At 75.1% G+C, this 22,173-nt stretch carries 15 protein-coding genes; 5 read left to right on the top strand and 10 right to left on the bottom strand.

Going from position 1 to position 22,173, the window contains the following annotated elements; genetic code table 11:
- Window positions 1–88 precede the first annotated feature (88 nt).
- From ACFVN3_RS14850 to ACFVN3_RS14840, 3 genes are read left to right on the top strand one after another with little or no spacing between them, the layout of a single operon-like run.
- On the top strand, window positions 89–1,258 hold the full coding sequence (locus ACFVN3_RS14850; protein WP_378233674.1) for a glycosyltransferase: 1,170 nt from the start codon (window positions 89–91) through the stop codon (window positions 1,256–1,258).
- Window positions 1,255–3,222: a hypothetical protein gene (locus ACFVN3_RS14845; protein WP_378233673.1), complete on the top strand. Its 1,968-nt coding sequence runs from the start codon at window positions 1,255–1,257 to the stop codon at window positions 3,220–3,222. Before ACFVN3_RS14850 ends, ACFVN3_RS14845 begins: the two co-directional genes overlap by 4 nt.
- The gene (locus ACFVN3_RS14840; protein ID WP_378233672.1) at window positions 3,219–4,421 is read left to right on the top strand and encodes a glycosyltransferase; all 1,203 of its coding nucleotides are present in this window, start codon (window positions 3,219–3,221) and stop codon (window positions 4,419–4,421) included. Before ACFVN3_RS14845 ends, ACFVN3_RS14840 begins: the two co-directional genes overlap by 4 nt.
- Here the strand turns inward: ACFVN3_RS14840 and ACFVN3_RS14835 are convergent.
- From ACFVN3_RS14835 to ACFVN3_RS14815, 5 genes are read right to left on the bottom strand one after another with little or no spacing between them, the layout of a single operon-like run.
- Complete coding sequence (locus tag ACFVN3_RS14835) at window positions 4,375–5,541, bottom strand: glycosyltransferase (RefSeq protein ID WP_378233671.1); 1,167 nt, start codon at window positions 5,539–5,541, stop codon at window positions 4,375–4,377. The two genes, ACFVN3_RS14840 and ACFVN3_RS14835, sit on opposite strands and share 47 nt — an antisense overlap.
- Entirely contained in the window at window positions 5,538–6,569 is a 1,032-nt protein-coding gene (locus ACFVN3_RS14830; RefSeq protein ID WP_378233670.1) for a glycosyltransferase family 4 protein, read from the bottom strand. Before ACFVN3_RS14830 ends, ACFVN3_RS14835 begins: the two co-directional genes overlap by 4 nt.
- A complete protein-coding gene (locus tag ACFVN3_RS14825) occupies window positions 6,566–7,738 on the bottom strand; it encodes a glycosyltransferase family 4 protein (RefSeq protein ID WP_378233669.1) in 1,173 nt (390 codons plus the stop codon). Before ACFVN3_RS14825 ends, ACFVN3_RS14830 begins: the two co-directional genes overlap by 4 nt.
- A complete protein-coding gene (locus ACFVN3_RS14820) occupies window positions 7,735–9,144 on the bottom strand; it encodes an O-antigen ligase family protein (protein ID WP_378233668.1) in 1,410 nt (469 codons plus the stop codon). Before ACFVN3_RS14820 ends, ACFVN3_RS14825 begins: the two co-directional genes overlap by 4 nt.
- Window positions 9,141–11,180, bottom strand: a complete 2,040-nt coding sequence (locus ACFVN3_RS14815) for a glycosyltransferase (RefSeq protein ID WP_378233667.1) — start codon at window positions 11,178–11,180, stop codon at window positions 9,141–9,143. Before ACFVN3_RS14815 ends, ACFVN3_RS14820 begins: the two co-directional genes overlap by 4 nt.
- 118 nt (window positions 11,181–11,298) lie before the next feature.
- Here ACFVN3_RS14815 and ACFVN3_RS14810 point away from each other — a divergent pair, with 118 nt between their 5' ends.
- Window positions 11,299–12,255 carry a glycosyltransferase family 2 protein gene (locus tag ACFVN3_RS14810; RefSeq protein ID WP_378233666.1) on the top strand — a complete coding sequence of 319 codons (957 nt, stop codon included), beginning with the start codon at window positions 11,299–11,301 and terminating at the stop codon, window positions 12,253–12,255.
- Here the strand turns inward: ACFVN3_RS14810 and ACFVN3_RS14805 are convergent.
- From ACFVN3_RS14805 to ACFVN3_RS14785, 5 genes are read right to left on the bottom strand one after another with little or no spacing between them, the layout of a single operon-like run.
- The gene (locus ACFVN3_RS14805; protein WP_378233665.1) at window positions 12,229–13,329 is read right to left on the bottom strand and encodes a hypothetical protein; all 1,101 of its coding nucleotides are present in this window, start codon (window positions 13,327–13,329) and stop codon (window positions 12,229–12,231) included. The genes ACFVN3_RS14810 and ACFVN3_RS14805 overlap by 27 nt on opposite strands.
- Window positions 13,326–14,375, bottom strand: a complete 1,050-nt coding sequence (locus ACFVN3_RS14800; protein ID WP_378233664.1) for a glycosyltransferase — start codon at window positions 14,373–14,375, stop codon at window positions 13,326–13,328. Before ACFVN3_RS14800 ends, ACFVN3_RS14805 begins: the two co-directional genes overlap by 4 nt.
- Window positions 14,372–15,163, bottom strand: coding sequence for a polysaccharide deacetylase family protein (locus ACFVN3_RS14795; protein ID WP_378233663.1), 792 nt, complete (start codon window positions 15,161–15,163; stop codon window positions 14,372–14,374). The genes ACFVN3_RS14800 and ACFVN3_RS14795 overlap by 4 nt, the downstream gene beginning before the upstream one ends.
- Before the next feature lie 35 nt (window positions 15,164–15,198).
- Window positions 15,199–15,990: a hypothetical protein gene (locus ACFVN3_RS14790; RefSeq protein ID WP_378233662.1), complete on the bottom strand. Its 792-nt coding sequence runs from the start codon at window positions 15,988–15,990 to the stop codon at window positions 15,199–15,201.
- On the bottom strand, window positions 15,983–17,380 hold the full coding sequence (locus ACFVN3_RS14785; protein WP_378233660.1) for a hypothetical protein: 1,398 nt from the start codon (window positions 17,378–17,380) through the stop codon (window positions 15,983–15,985). The genes ACFVN3_RS14790 and ACFVN3_RS14785 overlap by 8 nt, the downstream gene beginning before the upstream one ends.
- Window positions 17,381–17,608: 228 nt before the next feature.
- On the opposite strand from ACFVN3_RS14785, the gene ACFVN3_RS14780 reads away from it, so the two are divergent.
- Complete coding sequence (locus tag ACFVN3_RS14780) at window positions 17,609–22,156, top strand: LamG-like jellyroll fold domain-containing protein (RefSeq protein WP_378233659.1); 4,548 nt, start codon at window positions 17,609–17,611, stop codon at window positions 22,154–22,156.
- Window positions 22,157–22,173 lie beyond the last annotated feature (17 nt).

The raw sequence follows: 22,173 nt of genomic DNA, 5'->3' as shown, positions 1-22,173 counted from the left end.
GTTTTCACCCGGGTGAGGTCCCTTCGTCCCCCCTCGCGGGGGGTCCCTCCGACCTAGGCTGGTTCTCTGCGTTCGCGAGGGAGGACCGATGACCCACGGTGTCGCGCTCGCGCACGACTACGCGACCCAGCGTGGCGGCGCGGAGCGGGTCGCGCTGCTGCTCGCCGACGCGTTCCCCGGCTCGCCGATGTACACGACGCTGCACGACCCGGCCGGCACGTTCCCGGAGTTCGGCTCCCTCGACCTGCGCACCTCCGCCCTCGACCGGGCCGCCCTGCTGCGCCGGCACCACCGGGTCGCGCTCCCCTTCCTCGCGCCCGCCGTCGACCGGCAGCGCGTCGAGGCGGACGTCCTGCTCGCGTCCTCCACCGGCTGGGCGCACGGGTACCGCGGGGCCGGACGCACGGTCGTCTACTGCCACGCCCCGGCCCGGTGGCTGTACCAGCGCGACCGGTACCTGGGGCCGGCGGACGGCTCCGCCGCGCACCGCGCCCGACGGCGCGCCGCGGCCACCGCGCTCGGCCTCCTGTCCCCGGGGCTGCGCCGGTGGGACGGCGCCGCCGCCCGGCGCGCGGACGTCTACCTCGCGAACTCGACCGTGACGCAGCGCGCGATCCGTGATGCGTACGGCATCGAGGCCGAGGTGCTCGCACCGCCGCCCGCGATGCTGCCTGACGGCGAGGAGCGCGCCGTGCCCGGCGTCGAGCCCGGGTTCCTCCTGTGCGTGGCGCGCCTACTGCCGTACAAGAACGTCGACGTCGTCGTCGCGGCTGCGCAGGCGACCGGCCGCGAGCTCGTGGTCGTCGGCGACGGCCCCGACCGGGCGCGGCTCGACGCGCAGGCCGCACGCGGTGGTGGGCGGGTGCACCTGCTCGGCCGGGTCGGCGACGCCACGCTGCGCTGGGTGTACCGGAACGCGACCGCGCTCGTGGCCGCGTCGTACGAGGACTACGGGTTGTCGCCGCTCGAGGCGGGGGCCTTCGGCCGGCCGAGCGTCGTGCTGCGTGACGGCGGCTACCTGGACACCGTCGTGGAGGGCGTCAACGGGGTGTTCTTCGACGCGCCGCGCCCGGAGCTCGTCGCGGACGCCGTCGAGGCCGCCGTGGCGCGCACGTGGGATGATGACGCCGTGACGGCGCACGTCGCGACCTTCGGCCGCGACCGGTTCGTCGAGCGGCTGCAGGTCGTCGTGGCCGAGCAGCAGCAGGACCGCACCGCGAGCGCGGCACGACCCGGTGGGGGGAGAGCACGGCGATGACGATCAGGGAGTTCGTCCGCACCGTCTGGGCGGGCAAGTACTACGTCCTCGCGGCCGTGCTGGTCGTCGTGGCGGGGGCGCTGTTCTACCTCGACCGCCAGGAGACGATGTACCGCGCGACCGCGACGGTCCAGCTCTACGGCGTGCAGAGCGCGCAGGGCGGGGAGTCGCTGGTCGAGGTGACCGTCATGACGGACGCGGACGACGTCACGTCGCCCGAGGTCGCGGAGGCCGCCGCGACGGCGCTCGGCGACCCGGCTGCCGCCGACGAGCTGGCCGACCTGGTGACGGCGGACGTGGACGGCGAGAGCAAGACGGTCGCCGTGAAGGCGACCACGCCGGACGAGGCGTGGTCCGTGGAGGTCGCCAACGCGTTCGCGGACGCGTACGCCGCGCAGCTCGTCACCATCCAGGGGGCGCAGGTCGCGGAGCTCGAGGCGCGCCGTCAGGCGCTCGCCGAGCAGCTCGGCGGCGTGCGCCAACGGCTCGCGGTCGACGGCGACGACCCCCTCGCGCTCGCGGAGCAGGACATCATCGTGGGCGACTACTCGGCGCTCACCGTGCAGAGCAACTCGCTCCGCGGGATCGCCGTCCCGGGCGAGGTCGTCACGCCCGCGATCGGCGCCGAGGCGCTCGGCCTGTCCCAGGCGACGGTCCTCGCCCTCGCGGCCCTCGTCGGGCTGGTCGCCGGGATCGGGCTCGCGTTCGCGCGCCGCGGTCTGGACATCCGCGTCCGCAGCGCGGCGGAGTCCACGCGGCTCACCGAGACCCCGGTCCTGGCCGAGCTGTACGGGACGCGCCCCGCGGAGAAGGAGTTCGCGCACACGCACGCGCTCCCGGTCGCGAGCAAGGTCGCGACCCCCTTCACGGAGTCGATCCGCGAGCTGCGCACCGCCGTCCAGGTCTCGACCGCCGGCATGAAGCACGCGGTCGTCGTCGTCACGGCCGCCGACCCGTCGGCGCCCCGGTCTTTCATCACGGCGAACCTCGCCGCCTCGTTCGCGCTGAGCGGCCGGCGCACGGTGGCGATGTCGGGCGACCTGCGTCGTCCGCAGCTCGACCGGATGCTCCCGGCGCCGGACGACTGGCACGGGCTCGAGCAGGAGCTGCGCCCGACCGGCGTGCCCAACCTCCGCGTCATGCCCGTCCCCGAGGAAGAGATGGACCCGGCGGACTTCCTCGCGACGGAGCGGGCCCGAGGCCTCGTCCGGAGCCTGCGCGACCACGCGGAGGTCGTCGTCGTCGATGCTCCCCCCGTGCTCGCGGCCGCCGACGCGACGATCCTCGGCGGCTACGCCAACGGCGTCGTCCTCATCGCGTCGGCGGGCCGGACCGACCGCGCGGTGCTCGCGGAGGCAGCCGAACGGCTGCGTGTGAGCAACGTCCCGCTCCTCGGGGTCGCGCTGACCGGCGTCACGGGCGACCGACGCATGCTCTACGCCTCGACGTACGGCGATGACGAGGCCGTCGGCCCGGGCCCGGCCGACGACGCCGCGGGAGACGAGGACGCGTCGGCCGTGCCGGTCGAGGCGACCGGGCGCCGGTCCTCCGACACCTCGTCGGGGCCGCGCCCGGGTGCCGACGAGCCCGCGGAGCCCGGCGGTGTCCGCACGCCCGCTGGTGCGGAGACGCCCGTGTCGAGCGACGAGCGGGCGGTCGGGACGCGCCGCGCGTCCGTCGCCGCCGCGGCGGTCGCGGTCGAGGACGCGCCCGCGCGTGCCGCGGCACCCGTCGGGGCGGGCGACGAGCCCGCGACCGGTCCGGACTCCTCGCCACAGGGTCCGTCGACCGGCGCCGACGTCAGCGCCGGCACCGGGGCCGCGCAGGGTCGGCCCACGCCCCAGGGCGGGGGCAGGCGCAACGCGGTCCTCGCCCCGGCCTGGAGCAAGGTCGAGCCGGCCGCCCCGGCCGAGACCGGTGACGAGCCGGAGAACGACGAGCGCAAGCGTCCCTTCCGGTGGTGACCGATCCGGGCGGTCCGCCGCTCCGGGTCCTCGTCCTCGACCACACCGCGGAGCTCGGCGGCGCCGAGCTCGCGCTCGTGCGCACGTGCGCGGCGCTCGGGCCCGAGGTCGACGTGCGGGCGCTGCTCTTCACCGACGGTCCCCTGCGCGCGCGCCTCGAGGAGCTCGGGGTGCGGGTCGACGTCGTCCAGCTCGCGCCGTCCGTGGCGACCACCGACCGCGAGCGTGCCGGGCGGCTGTCGGCGTCGACGGTCACGGGCGCCCTGCGCACGCTCCCCTTCCTCTGGCGGCTCGCGCGGCGCGTGCGGGCGCTGCGGCCCGACGTCGTGCACTCGACGTCGCTCAAGGCCGACCTCCTGGGGATCGTGCCCGCGGCGCTCGCCCGCCGGCCCCTCGTGTGGCACGTCCACGACCGCATCGCCGCCGACTACCTGCCCGGACCGCTCGTCCGGGTCGTGCGCGGGCTGGCCCGCCGCGTCCCGGCGGCGGTGGTCGCGAACTCGCGCGCGACGGCGGAGACACTGCCCGGGGTGACGGCGGTCGCCTACCCGGGCTTCGCCCCCGAGCAGGCGGAGGGCGCCGAGGCGGCGCTCGCCGGGCGCGCGGACGTGCCCGAGCCCCTGGTCGTGATGGTCGGGAGGATCAGCCCGACCAAGGGCCAGCTCGAGGTCGTGCGCGCGCTGCGCACGGTCGTGGACGTGGTGCCGACGGCGCGGCTGCGGGTCGTCGGGGAGCCGGCGTTCGGCGCCGAGGACTATGCGGCGCTGGTCCGGGCCGAGGTGACCCGGCTCGCGCTCGACGACCACGTCAACCTCGTCGGCTTCGTCGCCGACCCGCGCGCGGAGCTCGACGGCGCGGCCGCGTGCGTGCACGCGTCGCCCGTGCCGGAGCCGTTCGGGCAGGTCGTCGTCGAGGCGATGGTCCGCGGCGTCCCGGTCGTCGCGACGCGGGCGGGCGGCGTCGAGGAGATCCTCGACGACCCCGAGGACGGGCCCCCGCCGCTCGGGCTCCTCGTGCCGCCCGGCGACGTCGACGCGCTCGCGGCGGCCCTGCTGGACGTGCTGCGCGACCCAGCCGCGGCCCGCGAGCGCGCGCTCCGGGCGCGGGCGTCGGCGCTCCGCCGGTTCCCGGTCGAGCGCACGGCGCGCGTGCTCACGGACGTCTGGACGTCCGTGTCCGGGCCAGCGCCGCGCGCATGAGCGCGGCCTGACCGCGCCAGGTCGGGACGTCGGGCGGGTCGGTGGCGAGCCGGTCGGCCCGCGGGGGCGCCGCGTCGCCGAGCGCGGCGAGCACCGCCGTCGGGAAGTCCTCGCCGGCGGCGACCCGCACCCCGGGCTCGTCCCGGAACCCGGCCACGGGCGTCGACACCACGGGTCGTTCGACGGCCCGGTACTCGTAGAGCTTGATGGGGTCCAGGCTGTCGGTGAACGCGTCCACGACGTGCGGGACGAGCAGGACGTCGGCGTGGCGCAGGTAGGCCGGCACCGCGGTCCAGGGACGCGGCCCGAGGAGCACGACCCCGGCGCGCGCGAGGTCGGCGTGCTCGGCGGCGGAGAGGTCCACCACCGGGCCGACGAGCACCACGCGGGCGCTCCCGTCCAGCGCGCGGGCCGTCGCGAGGAGCAGCGGGACGTCGAACCGGTCGGGGTGCACGGTCCCGACGTAGAGCGCGACCCGGCCGGCGGGGAGGTCGTCCGGCCGAGCGAAACCGCGCCGGTAGCGCTCCAGGTCGACGCCGTTCGTCAGGAGCGTCACGTCGCGGATCGCCCCCTTGCGCGCGACCAGGCCCGAGGAGCACACCGTGACCTCCGCGCACCGCTCCAGCAGCGTCGCCTCGTCCTCGACCAGGCGCGCGTGCTCGGCGGGGGAGCGGTCGGCGGCGAGCCAGTCGTCGGTGACGTCGTAGAGCGCGGGCCAGCCCGTGCGCCGCACGACGGCGGCACCGGACGGGTCGTTGACCCACAGCACGGGGCGGCGCAGCCCGGCGCGGGCCACGGCGCGCTCGACCGACCGGGCGAGCCGGACGTCCACACGCGGGTCGACCCTGCGGGGGAGCCACTTGGTCGGCTCGTGGAGGAGCACGCGCCCCGGGGCGATCCCGTCCAGGTCGGGCGCGGCCCGCAGGCCCCGCCCGGGGCGGGGGACGCCGCGTCGGCTGAGCCGGTGCAGCGGGTCGGCCGCCGGCTCGACGAACAGCACGCGCGCCGTCGGGTCGGCGCGGCACAGCTCCGCGACGAGGTACTGGTTGCGGCGCCACACGTCGTCCCAGCGCTCGAGCGACAGGACGACGACGTCACCCGCGCCCGCGGCGGCCGTCACGCGAGCACCGCGCGGTAGACGGCGTCCGTCCCGGCGACCTGCGCCGCGGGCGTGAAGCGCTCGCGCTGCGCGGCGCGGCCGGCGGCGGCGCACGCGTCGCGGCGACCGGGGTCGGCAGCGAGGGCGGCCAGGGCGCGGCCGGCGGCGCCCGGGTCGAGCGGGGGGTAGAGCGTGAGCGGGTCGATCCCGCCGAGCGTCTCGCGGTGCCCGCCCGCCGCGGAGGCGACGACCGGCAGGCCGCTCGCCATCGCCTCGAGGACGCTCAGCCCCAGCCCTTCCACGGGGCACGGTGCGACGAGCAGTCCCGCGCGTCCGAGGAGGGCGTCGACGTCGTCGCGCGCCCCGAGGAACGACGTGGCGCCGTCGATGCCGAGCGACCGGGAGAGGTCCGCGAGCGCCGCCCGCTGCGCGCCGTCGCCCGCGACCTCGAGCCGCCAGCCGCGGCCGGCGAGCCCCGACGCCGCGAACGCCTCGAGCGCGAGGTCCGTGCGCTTCTCGGACTCCAGCCGCTGGACGACCAGCACGACGTCGTCGCGCGCGGCGGCGGCGCGCCCGTCGGGACGGTCCGCCACGCCGGGGTGCACCACGACGCTGTCGCCCTCCACGTGGTCCGCGACGTACCGGCTGATGGCGATCTGGGCCCGGACCGACGTCGCGGCGACGACCGCGACGAGCCGTCCCCGGGCCCCGGTGCCGCGCCGTCGGGCGAAGTGGCGCGTCGACACGACCGGCGGGAACCCGCGCGTCGTGCGGGCCGCCACGGCGGCGGCGACCTCGGCCGCGGTCATGTGGACGTGGACGACGTCCGCCGCCGCCGCGTGCCGGCGCAGCGCCCGCACGACGTCGCCGGTCGAGGTCGCCGGGAGGAGGGGCACCGTGGGGTCGTCCACCGTCGCGCGCATGCCCTCGGGAGCCCCGCCGACGACCGCGACGTCGTGGCCCGCGGCCGACTGCGCGCGCGCGAGCCGCGCCACGTGCCGCTCGACGCCGGCGAAGCCGTCGGACCGGACGGCGTGGAGGATCCTCACGGGCGGTGCTCCGATCGTGCGGTGGCGATCGCCGCCGCGAGCTCGAGGTAGCGACGTGCGACGGCGTCCCAGTCGTGCCGCTCGGCAGTGGCCCGCGCCCGCGCCGAGACCTCGCCGCGCGCGTCGTCGTCCAGGGCGGCGACGGCCGCGAGACCGGTACGGACGCCCTCGACCGTCCGGTCCACCAGCCACCCGGTGACCCCGTCCTCGACCACGTCGGGCGCGTAGCCCACGGGCGTCGCGACGACGGGGACCCCGCACGCGAGCGCCTCGAGGACGACGAGCGCGTTCGCCTCGTAGGCGCTGGGCAGGGCGAGGGCGTCGGCCGCGTGGAGCCAGGGCCGGGGATCAGGCACGCGGCCGGCGAGGTGCACGCGGTCGGCCGTCCCGAGGCGGGCGACCCGCGCCCGGACGTCGGCGAGCATGTCGGGTGTGCCGCCGACGACGCTCACGTGGACGTCGGGCAGGTCCGCGGCCGCGACGAGCACGAGGTCGAGGCCCTTGCGGTCGAACTCGTGCCCGACGAACACGATGTGGACGGCGCCCTCGGGCACGCCCGCCGCGGCACGGGCGGTGGCGCGCTCGGTGGGCGTGGGCGGCGCGAAGCGCGTGATGTCCACGCCGTTGCCGATCACGACCGCCCGCGCGCGCAGCCGCGGGTACGTGCTGCGCAGCGCGTCGCGCTCGGACCGCGTGAGGTTGACGACCACGCGGTGGGAGCGGCCGCGGTACCGGAGCGCGTCGCGGGCCGCCGTGAAGAGGTGCAGCGGGTTGCGGGCCATGCGCCACGCGTACCCGCCGCGCGCCCGCATCGCGACCCGCAGGATGCCGTGGTTGACGTACACGTCGCCCGCGAGGACGTCGTTGTGGCAGATCGAGACGACGGCGTCGCCCGCGCCCCGGGGCGCCCGGCGCTCGCCGGCGACGCGGCGTCGCGCGAGGGCCGTCCCCACGGTGGAGAACCACACGACCCGCGCGAGGAGCACGAGCCGCCCCCGGACGCCCGGTCCCGGCTCGGGGAGCCACGCCCCTCGTGCGTCGGCGAGCGTGAAGCGCGCGGTCTCGACGCCCGCCCGCTCGAACGCCTCCTCGAGGTGGTGCGCGACACCGCCCACGCCGCTGCCGGGCGCGATCTCCGGCGCGATCTGCAGGATCCGCAGGTCTGTCATCGTTCGGCCATCTCCCGGACGGATCGCAGCTCGTCGAGAGGGAGCTCTCGACCGGTCTCGTCCCGCAGGTTCTGCCGGGACTCGGCGTACGCCTCCGCGCCGAGGCACACGCCGACGATGACGAACGGGACGGTCACCTGGACGGAGACCCAGAACAGGTCGAACTGGCCCTGGACGAAGCGCATCATGAGCATCGAGAACGCGAGCGTGCCGAAGCGCGGGTTGATGCGCCAGAGCACGACCATGCCCCCGAGGAACAGCACGAGGAAGCCGACGAGCCCGACGATCCCGGCGGACGTCAGCACCTCGAGCTCGACGTTGGGCGGCTGGAAGACGAACTCCGTGACGCCCGCCGTCCACCAGCGCAGCCCCATCCCGACCCACGGGCTGCGCTGCCAGACGTCGATCGAGTCCGCGTACCAGGTGAGGCGCTGGTTGGCGGAGTTGAACTCGTTGCCGGACTCGAGCTGCTCCTGCACGGCGAGCACGACGAAGTAGATGGCCGGGACGGCCGCGAGCAGGATGAGCTTGGACCGCTTGCGGTCGGGGTCGCCCCGCAGCGTGATGAGCATGATGCCGATCGCGAGCCCGATGAGGGCCTGGCGGGCCTGCGCCGCGAGCACCCCGAGCGAGCACAGCCAGAACGCGCCGAGCGAGAACCATCGCGGCCAGCCGACCCACCACGGACGCGCGTACGCGGTGAGCGCCGCGAACGCGAGCACGCACCCGATGAAGTTCTTGTGCATCGCGATCGGCGAGTCGATGTAGACCGGGCCCGTGATGCCCGCGGCGAGCTGCTGCAGCGCGACGACGCACGTCTGCGCGGCGATCGCGAGGCAGGGCACGAGGAAGAGGGTCAGCCCGAGCCGCGCGCGCCCGGAGCGTCCGACGGCCCAGCCGAGCACGAGCGCCCCGGCCACCGAGTGCCACGCGTGGAACCACTCCACGACGTTCGCGCTGAACGGGTTGACGATCACGGTGAAGAGCGTCGCGACCTGGTACACGAGCGACAGCCACAGCATGGCCCGCATCGGCCGGGAGAACGGTCGTGGCGAGAAGAAGAGCGCGAACCAGAACGCGCCGAAGAGCGCGAAGTCGCTCAGCGAGAGGTCGACCCCGCCGCCGCCGACGCGCTGGACGATCACGAGCGCGGGCATGGCGAGGATCGGCAGGGCCACCGGCTCGTACGCCGTGAGCCCGACGACGAGCACCACGAGCGCGCCGCCGACGGCGGCCATCTGGAGCTCGGGGACGACGAAGCCGAGCAGTGCGAGGAGCGCGACGACGACGGTCCCGCCCATGAGCCAGGCGGCGACGGTCCGGCCGCGCGCGACGATCGCGCCGGGGACGCGCGGCGCGCGGTAGAGCACGGGCCGGCGGCGCAGGAGCGGCGCGCGCTGGGTCACAGCGCCGACTCCGCGCGGACGGGACCCGCGAGGTAGAGCCGGAGGCGCCGACGCGCCGACTCGCGCGCGTCCCCCCGCAGCGCGACGGAGCGGGCCGCCGCCCCGACCACGGCGCCGGCGCGCGCGAGCGCCCAGCCGGCGCGGCCGTGGTGCTTGCGCAGGTAGCGCTCCTGCGACGCGTGGAAGTGCGTCTCCCGACGGGTCGGGTCGCTGCTGGTCGCGCCGCCGAGGTGCAGGGCGTGCGCCTCGGGCACGACGGCGTGCCGCCACCCGGACCGCACGGCGCGGTACGCCCAGTCGGTCTCCTCCGCGTAGAGGAAGAAGCGCTCGTCGAAGCCCCCCACGTCCTCCACCGCCGCGGCGTTGAGCAGCAGCACCGAGCCGATGACGAACGAGCGGTCCGCCGGGGCCCGGCGCAGCCGCCCGAGCCCGACGGCCTCGACCCAGGTGGCCGCCGGGGACGGGAACGGCCAGACCACGCGCGCCCGGACGCCGTCGTCGTCGACCTGCTCCGGCCCGACGCTCGCGATCCCCGGGGCGGCGTGCAGCGCGCGGTGGAGGGTCTGGACGTCCTCGGGCGTCACGACGGCGTCGGGGTTGAGCAGCAGCACGTCGGCGCCGGGCGCCTGGCGGTGGGCGAGCGCGTGGTTGACCCCCGCGGCGAACCCGCCGTTGCGGCCCGGGTCGAGGTAGCGCCCGCCCGCGAGCTCGGTGATCTCCCGGATCTCGGGGAGGGACGAGTTGTCGACGACCGTGATCGGGTACTTCCCGGCGAGCGGGGCGATCGCGTCGCGCACCATCGCGGGAGAGCCGTAGGCGACGACGACGACCTCGGGCGGCACGGCCACGGACGCGCCGCCCGTCCCTCGCGCACGCGCCGGGCCCGGACCGTCGTCGACCGCCGTGCGGTAGAGCTCTTCGTAGCGGCGGGCGACCTCGGTCCACGAGCACGACGCCGCGCGCGCGGTGCCCGCGGCGCGCAGGCGGTCTGCCAGGCCGTCCTCGTCGCGGACGCGCGCGAGCGCGGCGCGCAGGGCAGCGGAGTCCTCGGGGTCCACGAGCAGGCCCGCGCCGCCGACGACGTCGGGCAGGGCGCCCGTGCGGCTCGCCACGACGGGGACGCCGCACGCCATGGCCTCCACCGCGACCCGCCCGAACTGCTCGACCCACCCAGGCGTCTCGCGCGACGGGACGGCGAGGGCGTCGAGGGAGCGGTAGAACGCGACGAGGTCGTCGCCCCCGAGCGCGCCGACGAACCGGACCCGGCCGCCGAGCGGGCGCGCCGCCTCCTCGAGCGCCGCGCGGTCCGGGCCGTCGCCCGCGACGACGAGGTCGAGCCGGTCGTCGCCCGCGACCGCCGCGAGGAGCACGTCGACGCCCTTGTGGTGCGCGAGCCGCCCCGCGTACCCCACGCGGAGGCGAGCCGTGCCGGGTCCCGGGCGCGCGTCGTCGGACGCTTCGTCCGACGGGTCGTCGGACGGATGGCCGGGCGCGGGCGCGAAGACCGCCGGGTCGACGCCCAGCGGGACCGTCTCGACGCGCCCCAGGGCGCCCTTGGCGCGCACGATCCTGCCCGCCTCGTCGTTGCAGACCGACACCGCCGCGGCGCCGCGCAGCGCGCGCGCCTCGAACCACCGGAACGGCCAGGGGTAGCGCTTGTCGAGGTTCTGCGCCGAGTAGAGGAGGTACGGCGGCGCGGGGCGACGCGACACGAGCGCGCGCAGCCGGCGCAGCAGGAGGACCTCCGCCGTCGCGAGCGCGAACGGCTCCTCGTGCACGTCCAGGACGTCCCACTCCTGCCCGAGCGCGCGCCACAGGGGGAGCGGGTCGTAGAGGAAGAGCGCCGGGTGCGACCCGAGCGTCCGCACGCCCCGCACCGGCTCGCCGCGGCGGGGCACGAGGCGGACGGTCGCGCCGCCCTCGTCCCACGCGCGCGCCGAGAGGAGCCGGACGTCGACCCCCCGCGCGCGCAGCTCTCGCTCGCGCTCACGCCAGGCGTCGACCACGGCGCTGTGCGAGACGCGGAGGACCCTCATGTGGGAGATTGTCCCCCAGCAGGCCACGGATCCCGCAGGAATCCGCCGATTTCACCCCATCCGTCCGGGAGCCGGTGGCGTGTGGCCGAGCAGGACGGGGAACCGGAGGAGAAGAGTCGTGGGAGAGGTCCGACAGGCGGGCGAGGGCGGCCCCGTCCCCCTGCGCGTGAGCGTCGTCGTCGCGACCAACCGCGGCGGCCCGTTCCTCGCGGAGGCGCTCGCCTCGGTCCTGGCCCAGTCGTACCCCGCCGCTGAGCTCGTCGTCGTCGACGACGGCTCGCCCGACCCGCAGGCGCTGCTGCAGATCGTCGAGGACGTGGCGCAGGGAGGCACGTCCCCTCGTCCCCGCGTGGTGCGTCAGGCGCCCGCGGGCGTGTCCGCGGCACGCAACGCCGGGGTCGCGCAGACGTCCGGCGAGCTGGTCGCGTTCCTCGACGACGACGACCGCTGGCACCCCGACCGGTTGCGGCGCCACGCGGAGGTCATGGCCGAGCGGTTGGACGTCGTGGTGAGCTACTGCGGCATGCGGACGATCGACGCCGACGGCACGGAGCTCGTGGCCGCGGACCAGCGTGCCGCCGACGACCAGCGCGCCGTGATCCGCGGACCGGGCGTCATGCTCCCGAACCTCGTGATCCGCCGTGACGTCTTCGACGCCGTCGGTGGCTTCGATCCGGAGTACCAGCAGGGCGAGGACCTCGACCTCGTCCTCAAGGCGTCGGCGCACGGACCCTTCGCGTTCGTCGACGACGTCCTCGTGGACTACCGCCACCACGCGTCGAACACCACGAGGTCCTACCGCGCCCTGGCGGCCGCCATCCGGGTGATCCTCCGTCGCCACCGTGCCGCCGCGGGCGCGGCCGGACGGCGTGACCTCGTCGACGCGTTCGACGACCGGCTGCGGGCGAACGACCGGTTCGCGTGGTGGAGCGCGGGACGCGCGACGCGCGCCGCGCTGGCCCGGATGCGTGTGCGTGCGGCGCTCGGTGAGGCGTCGTGGGCCGTCCTGTTCGCGCCCACGACACCGGTGCGCGTCGCGACCGAACGACTACGGGGCCGTGCCCGGCGCGCCTAGCCCGAGGTCGTCCCACTGCTCGGCGAGCAGAGCACCGACGCGAGCGAGGTCGTCGACCACGGTGAGCCGCCTCGCCTCGTACCAGCACGTCACGGCCGCCCAGAGGGCCAGCACGAGAACGCGGTCGCGCCGCGTCGCGTCGAAGGCCGCGCGAGCTGACGTGAACAGCTGACCGACAGCCTCGTCGAGGCCCCCGTCCAGGTACGCGGCGAGCACCGCCCCGTGTGCCGACGCGATCATCCCGACGGGGAACACGAAGAACGGCGCGAGGACCATGACGCCGAGGTCGATGGGTACGGGTGTGCCGTCGGGTGCCACGACGAGGTTGTTCACCTGGGGGTCCGCGCCGGACGGCACCGTGCCCCACTCCGGCGTCCGGGCCACGAAGGCGGCGAGCTCGCTCGGCGACGGGAAGCCGTCCGGGAGGGCGGCACCGCGGACGAGGTCGAGGGCGCTCTCGACGATGCGTCGTGAGTCGACCTCCCACTCCGCCCGCGCGAGGTGCGCGTAGTCGAGCACCAGCGTCCGCACCAGGGCGACCAGTGCGTCGTCGTCGAGCTCGAGCGGGTGCCGACCGGTGACGAACTCCTCGACCAGCAGGTCGTCGACGAAGCGGTACGAGGGGCATCGCACGTGCTCCGAGAACCTCCGTCGCAACGTCGCGTAGCGTTCGTTCGCGCCGCCTCCCTCGACGGTCCTGGCCACGGAGCGTCCGGGCTCGAGGAAGAGCATCCCGCCCTCGAACGTCGTGGTGACCACGGTGTACGGACCGGACGGTCCGTGGCTGAGGAAGGCCCAGGGCGGGGGGAGGCGTCGTGCGGCCAGGAGCAGCGCGTCCCGGAGGGGATGCCGGGACGGTTCCGCGCCGACGACGTCGAGGTGACGGCGCGACCGGCGCAGGTGGTGCGGCAGGGGTGTGCCGAACCGGTGCCACACCCCTTCCGACGTGCTCACGAAGACGCCGCGAGCGAGCAGGTCGGCGTGCCCCAGCGCGCCCGTGCGCGTGGCGCGGCGCCTCGCGCCCACGGCGTTCCAGCGGGCGAGCGCTGCGCGTGCCCGGGCGGCGGCCGTCATCGCCGCAGGTCACCCTGCAGGGAGCGCGGGCGCGACCGGCTCACCTGCGGTGTCGCGGGATCGACCCGAGTGAGGCTCCAGCCGAGCGACCAGCACACGCGCCACGCGACGTCGGAGAGGTCGCCCGGGTGACGCACGGTCGCCGCCTTGCGGACGGCGCGACCCGCGACGCGCCCGCCTCGACGGAGGAGAGCGGCGGCCTTCGCCGCGACACGTCCGACCCTGCTCGGCCCCTGTCCGGCGCCCGACCGGTCCCTCGCTGCCGCAGCACCCGTCGACGGGGTCTCGCCTGTCTCCGCCGAGGAGGTCTGCGCCTCGGCGACGAACTCGGCGTAGCGATGGAGGAGACGTCGCTCGCCGCCCCCGTACGAGTACGCCTGCTTGCACACGTCCCACAGACCGTCGCGGCGTCGCACGTGCAGAACGATGGCCGGATCGAACTCGAGCGCGTGCCCGTGGAGCTGGACCCGCAGGCAGAAGTCGTCGTCCTCCGCCGTACGGGCACCCTCGTCGAACCCGCCGACCTCCTCGAAGACCGCCGTCAGCACACCCATGTTCCCCGAGCCGGCGGTGACGAACTGCGGCAGGAACGGCTTGACGGTCAGTCCGTGCGCCTGCGCCGTCCAGCTCACGGCCGAGCGGGACCCCGCGTTCAGCAGGGCTCCCTCGAACGGGCCGGCGACGAACTCGTGCTCGTCGAGCGCCCGCCGCATGGCCTCGACCCAGCCGTCGCCGACACGGTCGTCGGCGTCGCAGAACGCGATGCGTGGACCGCGGGCAGCCGCCACGCCGAGGTTGCGCGCGGCGCTCGGCCCGCGCCGTGCCGAGGCGTCGACCAGCCGGAGCTCGGGCATCCGGGTCGACGCCCACGACCGCACCAGCCCCGTGGTCGCGTCGTTCGACCCGTTGTCCGCCACCAGCACCTCCCACGGCCAGTCAGGCCGCTGGGCGAGAAGCGCCTCGAGCTGCGTCGGCAAGGTCTCGACCGCGTCGTACGCCGGGATCACGACCGAGAGCTCCGGCACCGGCCTGGGGAGGTCGCTCATCGTCGGGCCATCCGCTCGCGCGCGAGGCTGCGCACACGCCGGTAGCGCGTCGTCAGCGCTCCCGTCGTGGCCTCCGCGTACCCCTGCGCCCGGGTCGCGGTGAGGATGCGGTCGAGGACGTCGGCCCGGTCGAACTCCGGGAGACGCTCACCGGGGCCCAGCGTCTCGGGATCGGCGCGCGTGTCGTGCAGCAGGAGGATCGCACCCGGGAACACCGACGAGAGGGCCCGCGCCGCGACAGCCTCCTCGTCGTCATGGACCCAGTCGAACGCGTCGCCGGACCAGATCGTGAGCTCGAGACCGAGGCGGCGGACGCCGCGAGCCTGGCCCCACGTGTGCTCCCCGTACGGGGGGCGGTAGAGCCGCACGGCAGTGCCCGCGACCTCCTCGACCACGTCCCGGGCCTCACGGATCGTCGCGACGGCCACGTCGTCGTCCATCGTGAGCAAGGACGTGTGGTCCTTGCCGTGGAGGGCGAGCTCGTGCCCCTCCGCGACGATCCGGCGGACGATCTCCGGATGGCGCCGCGCAGGCTCGGAGAGCACGAAGAACGTCGCGGTGGCCCCGTGCCGGGCGAGCGCGTCGAGCACGCCGGGCGTGGTCCTGGGGTCCGGACCGTCGTCGTACGTCAGGGAGTACACGCGGTCCGGGGTGTCCACGCAGAACGTCCCGAGGGACCGCGTGAGAAAGGCCGGGACGAGTCCTCGGGCATAGGCGACCTCACGGAACGCGCCGGCCGGTGGGTCCTCGCGCTCGATGTCGCGGCGGCGGACGACGAGGTCGAGCACCGGTCCTCCTCTCGTCCTGCCGGTCGTGGCGGGGGTCATGGTGTCCGCCCGTCGAGCACGTCGAGCTTGCGGCGGGACACGTCGTCGTCGGCAGCGGCCAGGCGCGCTCTCAGCGCGTCCACGGCATCGTCGAGCGTGACGTCGAGGACGTGGTGGAACGACCAGTCGTCGTCCGGGTCGAAGGCGGGGTCGAGCGGTCGTGAGCGGGGAGCGGGGTCGTTGCCCGTGACGTCGCCCGAGTCGAGGAACGGGATACCGGGAGTCCGGCGCGAGAACGTCTCGAAGTCCGTCGCGACGAGCCGGCCGTCGAGCAGCCACACGTTGTGCGGCTGCAGGTCCCCGTGCAGGTACCCCTCCAGGTAGATCTCGAGCAGCACGTCGAGCGCCCATGCCCCCGCCTCGACCCGTTGTGCGCGGTCCATGCCTCGGCACGCGAGGTCGAGCCGCGCGTCGTCCGCCAGTCTCGGCACGGTGAACCCCCGCCGATGCCACCGGACGACGGGCATGCGCCAGGTGCGGTCTTCCAGGACGTCCGCGGCGAGCCGCTCCGCGGCGAAACCCTCGCGCCCGAGCGCGCCACGTGCGAAGAACTTCCCGACCGTCGGGCGACCACGGGTCGCCGTGTACACGGTGACCGCGTAGTCGGTGCTCTTGACGAACGTCGCCCCGACCGGGCACCCGAAGAGGTAGACGAGCTTGATGCGTCCCAGGACGCGGCTCACGAGCGTGCGGCGCACGCCGGGCTCGGGCCGTACGTCCCGCCCGATCGGTGCACCGGCCCCGACGGGAGCTCGCCCTGCGGGGCCGTCGGACCGGGCGTCAGCCATCGCCGGCCCCCCGGCCGGTCACGCGCCGGACGAGCGACCGGAAACCCCGGAACACGCGGCGCAGTGCCGACGAACGGGCGGCCACCTCTGCGACGCGCGAGCGCCGCGCGGCCTCCCAGAGCTCGGTACGGGCGAGCGCGAGCGCGGTCGGTTCCACCGTGGTGAGCCGGAACCGCTCGACGAACGCGTCGTTGCGGTGCACCCCCGCGTCCTCGCTGCGCGGCAGGCCGTAGCCGTGCGCGGAGAGGAAGCCGTCGAGGACGGACGCCGCGACGTCGTCGTCGGTGATGCGCGCCGCGACGTCCTCCGGCAGACCGACCGTGCGCGCCAGCCCCTGCAGCCTCGGTGCGTAGACAGGCTTCACCCGGGGCTTCTGGACCTTCGCGTGGTAGAGCAGCGAGAAGAAGTGGTCGTCGGTCCGGGGGACCGCGACGCGACCCGCGTGCCACGTACGCCGTCGCAGCAGCTCGTCCTGCCAACGACGGTCGAGGTAGCCGTCCCCGACCTCGCGCACGTCCAGGACGACCTGCTCGCCTGCCACGAGACAGGCGTGCTGGACTCCGTCGCCCCCCGGGTCCAGCGGCCGGGCGCCGGCGACCGCGGCGAGGTCGGTGCGGTCGCGTGCGAGGACGTCGATCTCGCGGTCGTCCTCCAGACCGGTCGGCAGGTCGTCGGCGTTGCGCAGGACGACGTACTCGCTCGTGAGCCGCAGGACGTCGAACAGCTCGGTGAGGTCGCGCCAGCCGCCGCTGCCGACCACGTCCTCGGTCACGACCTCGCGGTACGGCTCGTCCGCCGTGTGCGCGAGGACCGCGCGCAGCCGCTCCTCGCCGAGGACGAGCGTCGCGTCGTGGAAGAACTCGCGGATGTTGTTGCTCGAGTGGATCCGGTATCCGCCGGCGAGCGACCGCGCGGCAGCCTTGGCGCGGGCCACCGCGAGGTTCGTCAGCTCGACGTACCCGGTCACGTTCTGCCCGTAGCCGTAGCGCGGGTCGAGATCCTCGACGACGACGAGGAGGAACGGGCCGGCGCCGACCTCGAGAGGCTTGGGCGACGTGCCCCACAGCTCCTGGCCGTACAGCCGCTCGAAGTTCGTGACGACCTCGTCCGGGGACCAACGGACCTCGATCTCGGCGAGGACGCGCAGCTCGCGGCGCAGGATCCCGAGGACCTCGGCCTCGTGCTCGCGCGCGGCCGACCAGATCACCACGAGCTGGAGGTCCCGGTCGTACTGGTGGACGAACGTCCCACGCGCCACGTCCTGCGCATAGGCAAGATCTGACGGGGAGAACTCGCCGACCGGTGTCGTCCCACGACGGGTCGCGGCGGAAGCGCCGTCCGTGGTGCCGACGCCGCTGGTGCCGACGTCGAGCGTCCGGGGCTCGGGCATCTGGGACCTCCCCTGTGTCTCCGGTACACGTGTGTGCCGGCGACCGACCAGCAGACAGTAACGTACGACCACCGGCCGACGGCCAGTACCCCTCGCGCGGGTGAACTTGCCGGAGCGCCCTCCCGCTCCGGGGCCCCACATGGTTCGATCAGAGGTGGTACGTGCGCCCGGGGGGCGAGCGCTGTTTCCCTCGCCGAGAGTCCGAGCACACACGACTGGCAGGTCATCATGTCCGTTTCAGCCCGGCGACGCCGCCGTCCCGTCCGCGCCGTCGCCGCTCTGGTCGCCGTCACCCTGGGCGTGGGCGTCCTCGTCACGGCGTCCGAGCACGGCGAGTGGGGCATGGCCCCGGCCGCCGCAGCGGTGGACGACGTCGTCGGCGACGTCGCCTCGGAGGCGCGCGTCGTCGGGGGCGCTGTCGGGCAGGACGTCGCCCCGAACTTCCCGGCGTCCCACCGAGGTCCGGGGGCTCCGAGCACCGTCGCCCGCTCGCTGTGGTGGTCCTGGACGGCGCAGGAGAGCGGACCCGTCACGTTCTCGACGGCGGGCAGCGAGCTGGACACCGTCCTGCGCGTGCGCGAGGGGTCCGGCCGAGGTCCGGTCGTCGCGACGAACGACGACGACGGCGACGTCTCGACGTCGGCCGCCACGGTGGACGCCACGGCAGGCAAGACGTACCTCGTCGAGGTCGAGGTCCCCGCCGGTGACGGCCTGGTGGGTCTGTCGTGGCAGCCTGCCGCGCCCTCGTCCGACGAACCTGCTGCGCCTGGCCCCGCACCGGACGTCTCGGCCACCGTCACCGCCGCGGGCATCCCGCTCACGGGGAACACGGGGGAGAAGCCGCAGTCGAAGGTGTGGTTCGCGCACGGCTCGTGGTGGGCCGTCCTCGCCTCGGCGAGCACGAGCCCTGCGGGTACGTGGGTGTGGCGGTACGACGGCGCCGCGTGGACCAACGTGACGTCGGTGTCCACGCGCACCGACGTTCGGGCGGACGTCAAGGAGGTGGGCGACGTCGTGCACGTGCTCCTCCACGGCCCGTCGAGCTCGCTCGTCTCGCTGCAGTACGCGTCGGCGACCCACTCCTACGTGCCGTGGACCTCGCGGCCGGTGGCGACCGCCCTCTCGCTCCCCGGGAGCGAGACCGCGACGCTCGACGTCGACACCGCGGGAAGGATGTGGGTCGCCTCCGACACGGCCTCGGCGGTGCAGGTGCGCTACGCCGACGCGCCCTACGGCTCGTTCTCGTCCGCGATCACGCTCGCGTCGGGGATCACCGAGGACGACATCGCGCTCGTGACCGCGATGCCTGGGGGGAAGGTCGGCGTCCTGTGGTCGAACCAGGCCACCGAGCGCTTCGGGTTCCGCACGCACGTCGACGGTGCGTCGCCGTCGACGTGGGCGGCGGACGAGAAGCCCGCGCAGTCTTCTGCGCTGCCGATCGGCGACGGGTTCGCCGACGACCACCTGAACGTGGCCGTGACCTCCGACGGGACGGTGTACGCGGCGATCAAGACGTCCTACGACACGGGGTCCGCGACGACGCTCGGTCTCCTCGTCCGGCGTCCGAACGGCACGTGGGACCCGGTCTACGAGGTCGACCGTCGCGGTACCCGGCCCATCGTGCTGGTGGACGAGCAGACCGGGTCGTTGCGGGTCGTCTACACCGCGAGCGAGCAGCTCGACGACATCCTCGAGAAGGTCACGCCGCTCGACGACATCGACTTCTCGGGCGCGCCCGACCTGGTGCTCGACGGGTCCTACAACAACGTCACCAGCTCCAAGGCGAACGTCTCCGGCGAGGCGCTCGTCCTCGCCGCGTCGAGCGCGACCACCGGCACGGCTCGTCTCGCCTGGACGGCGCTGGGGGCACCCACGGCGACCGACGGCGCCGCATCGACGGTCGCGGGCGGCGTCGCGACGGGCGTGCTGCAAGGATCGTCGTCCGCCGACGCGCCGCTGCACTTCGAGATCGTGCAGGCCCCCGCGCGGGGGGCGGCCACGGTGACGAACGCCGCGACCGGGGCGTTCACGTACGTGCCGAACGCCGGGTTCGTCGGTTCCGACGCCTTCACGTTCCGCGTGCGCGCCGGTGACCTGTGGTCGAACGTCGCGCGCATGAGTCTCGCGGTGACCTCGGAGGCGGGCGCCCGCGGGCGCTGGGACCTCGACGAGGGAACGGGGCTCGTCGCCGCCGACACGTCGGGATGGGGCAACGCGGGCGCGATCTCGGGCGGCACGACGTGGGTCACCGGCCGCAGCGGCACGGCGCTGCGCTTCGACGGGTCGTCCGGCAAGGTGACCGTCCCGGACTCCGCAGGCCTCGACCTGGCGGGGACGATGACGGTGGCGGCGTGGTTGCGGCCGGAGCGGGTGGCGACGCAGCACGTGGTGAAGAAGGCGCAGTCGTACGAGGTGGACGGGTACGAGCTGAGCGTGGCGAGCACGGGTCGGCCGTTCTTCCGGGTGAACCAGGCGTCGTCGGGTGATGCGTTCCGGGTCAACGCGTCGTCGGTGCCGGTGGCGGACGGTTCGACGTGGACGCACGTGGTGGGGACGTTCGACGGTTCGCGGTTGCGGTTGTTCGTGAACGGTGTGGAGCAGGGTTCGGTGGCGGGTCCGGCGGCGGTGGGGACGAATGCGTTGCCGTTGGTGATCGGTGACCAGTCGGGTGGGGGGTATCCGTTCAAGGGTGCGGTGGACGGTGTGCGGTTGTACGACCGTGCGCTGAGCGCGTCCGAGGTCGCTGCCCTGTACGCCGGGTCGCCCCCGGGACCGGTCGCGCCCGTCGCGACGCCGGGGTCGCTGACGACGGTCACCGGGACCGCGGCGCAGGGTGTGCTCGCGGCACAGGCGACGGGGACGCCGACGTTCGAGGTCGTGCAGGCTCCCGCCCACGGGACCGCCGTGGTGACGAACGCGGCGACGGGGGCGTTCACGTACACGCCTACGGCCGGGTTCGTCGGGGCGGACCCGTTCACGTTCCGCGTCCGTGCCGGGGGCGTGTGGTCGGCCCCGGCCACGATCGACGCGCGCGTGCTCGCCGAGACCGGGACGCGTGGGATCTGGGACCTCGACGAGGCGTCGGGGACGACCGCCGCGGACGGGTCGGGCTGGGCGCAGACCGGGACGCTGTCCGGCGGGACGACGCGCGTCGCCGGCGTCTCGGGCAACGCGGTCCGGTTCGACGGCACGAACGGGAAGGTCACGGTCACCGACCGGGCCTCGCTGGACCTGGCGGGGACGATGACGGTGGCGGCGTGGTTGCGGCCGGAGCGGGTGGCGACGCAGCACGTGGTGAAGAAGGCGCAGTCGTACGAGGTGGACGGGTACGAGCTGAGCGTGGCGAGCACGGGTCGGCCGTTCTTCCGGGTGAACCAGGCGTCGTCGGGTGATGCGTTCCGGGTCAACGCGTCGTCGGTGCCGGTGGCGGACGGTTCGACGTGGACGCACGTGGTGGGGACGTTCGACGGTTCGCGGTTGCGGTTGTTCGTGAACGGTGTGGAGCAGGGTTCGGTGGCGGGTCCGGCGGCGGTGGGGACGAATGCGTTGCCGTTGGTGATCGGTGACCAGTCGGGTGGGGGGTATCCGTTCAAGGGTGCGGTGGACGGTGTGCGGTTGTACGACCGTGCGCTGAGCGCGTCCGAGGTCGCCGCCCTCTACGCCGGCCCCGCGGGCGCGACCGGACCGGGCACCGTTCCCGGCACCGACCCGACGGACCCCGGCACGGATCCGACGGACCCGGGCACCGACCCGACGGACCCCGGCACGGATCCGACGGACCCGGGCACCGACCCGACGGACCCCGGTACCGACCCGACGGACCCGGGCACGGATCCGACGGACCCGGGCACCGACCCGACCGAGCCCGTCGAGCCGCCCGTGGTGGACGACCTCGCGCTGTCGACGGTCGCCGGGACCGCGGTCGCGGGGACCGTCGCCGTCTCCGGTGCCGCGGGTGCGACGGTCGAGGTCGTGAGCCAGCCGGCGTCCGGTACGGCCGAGGTCACCGACGCGGCGGCGGGTGCGGTCCGCTTCACGCCCGCGCCCGGCTTCGTCGGGACGACCTCGTTCACCGTCCGCGCCGGCGTCGACGGGGCGTGGTCGGAGCCCGCGACGGTCTCCGTCCGGGTGCTCCTCGCGACGGGCGCGCGCGGTGCGTGGCGCTTCGACGAGACGGGCACGAGCGCCGCGGACGGCTCGGGGTGGGGCACGGACGGTGTGCTCGCGTCGAGCGGCGTGACGCGCGTGGGTGGCGTGTCCGGGAGTGCTGTCCGGTTCGACGGCTCCTCGGGTCGCGTGAGCGTCCCGGACGCCGCCCCGCTCGACCTGTCAGGCCCGATGACGGTCGCGGCGTGGGTGCGGCCAGAGCGCGTCGCGACGCAGTACGTGGCCAAGAAGGCGGTCCTCGCGACGCACGACGGGTACGAGATCGGCCTGTCCGCCGCGGGCAAGGCGTTCTTCCGGGTGAACCAGGCGACGTCGGGCGACACCTTCCGCGCCAACGCGACGTCGTCCTACCCGGTCGACGGGCAGACGTGGACCCACCTCGTGGGGGTGTTCGACGGGACACGCGTGCGCCTGTACGTCGACGGCGTCGAGCAGGGGTCGGTCGCTGGCCCTGCCGCGATCGGGACCAACGACCGGCCCCTTCTCCTGGGTGACCAGCCGGGCGGTGGGTACCCGCTCCGGGGCGCCGTCGACGACGTGCTGATCCTCGACCGGGCGCTGAGCCCGGCGGAGGTCGCCGCCCTCGCGGCGGGGGGCTTCCCCGGCTGACCGCCTGGCGTGACAGC

This window comes from Cellulosimicrobium sp. NPDC057862 (assembly GCF_042797035.1).
In the GTDB taxonomy this organism is placed as follows: Bacteria; Actinomycetota; Actinomycetes; order Actinomycetales; family Cellulomonadaceae; genus Cellulosimicrobium.
This window is presented reverse-complemented; position numbering and strand designations above follow the sequence as displayed.

What these genes read in the sequence shown, in the direction of transcription:
- ACFVN3_RS14815 (WP_378233667.1), bottom strand. Translation starts at nt 11,180, where the DNA reads ATGAGGGTCCTCCGCGTCTCGCACAGCGCCGTGGTCGACGCCTGGCGT.
- ACFVN3_RS14845 (WP_378233673.1), top strand. Translation starts at nt 1,255, where the DNA reads ATGACGATCAGGGAGTTCGTCCGCACCGTCTGGGCGGGCAAGTACTAC.
- ACFVN3_RS14790 (WP_378233662.1), bottom strand. Translation starts at nt 15,990, where the DNA reads ATGGCTGACGCCCGGTCCGACGGCCCCGCAGGGCGAGCTCCCGTCGGG.
- ACFVN3_RS14850 (WP_378233674.1), top strand. Translation starts at nt 89, where the DNA reads ATGACCCACGGTGTCGCGCTCGCGCACGACTACGCGACCCAGCGTGGC.
- ACFVN3_RS14800 (WP_378233664.1), bottom strand. Translation starts at nt 14,375, where the DNA reads ATGAGCGACCTCCCCAGGCCGGTGCCGGAGCTCTCGGTCGTGATCCCG.
- ACFVN3_RS14805 (WP_378233665.1), bottom strand. Translation starts at nt 13,329, where the DNA reads ATGACGGCCGCCGCCCGGGCACGCGCAGCGCTCGCCCGCTGGAACGCC.
- ACFVN3_RS14780 (WP_378233659.1), top strand. Translation starts at nt 17,609, where the DNA reads ATGTCCGTTTCAGCCCGGCGACGCCGCCGTCCCGTCCGCGCCGTCGCC.
- ACFVN3_RS14825 (WP_378233669.1), bottom strand. Translation starts at nt 7,738, where the DNA reads ATGACAGACCTGCGGATCCTGCAGATCGCGCCGGAGATCGCGCCCGGC.
- ACFVN3_RS14785 (WP_378233660.1), bottom strand. Translation starts at nt 17,380, where the DNA reads ATGCCCGAGCCCCGGACGCTCGACGTCGGCACCAGCGGCGTCGGCACC.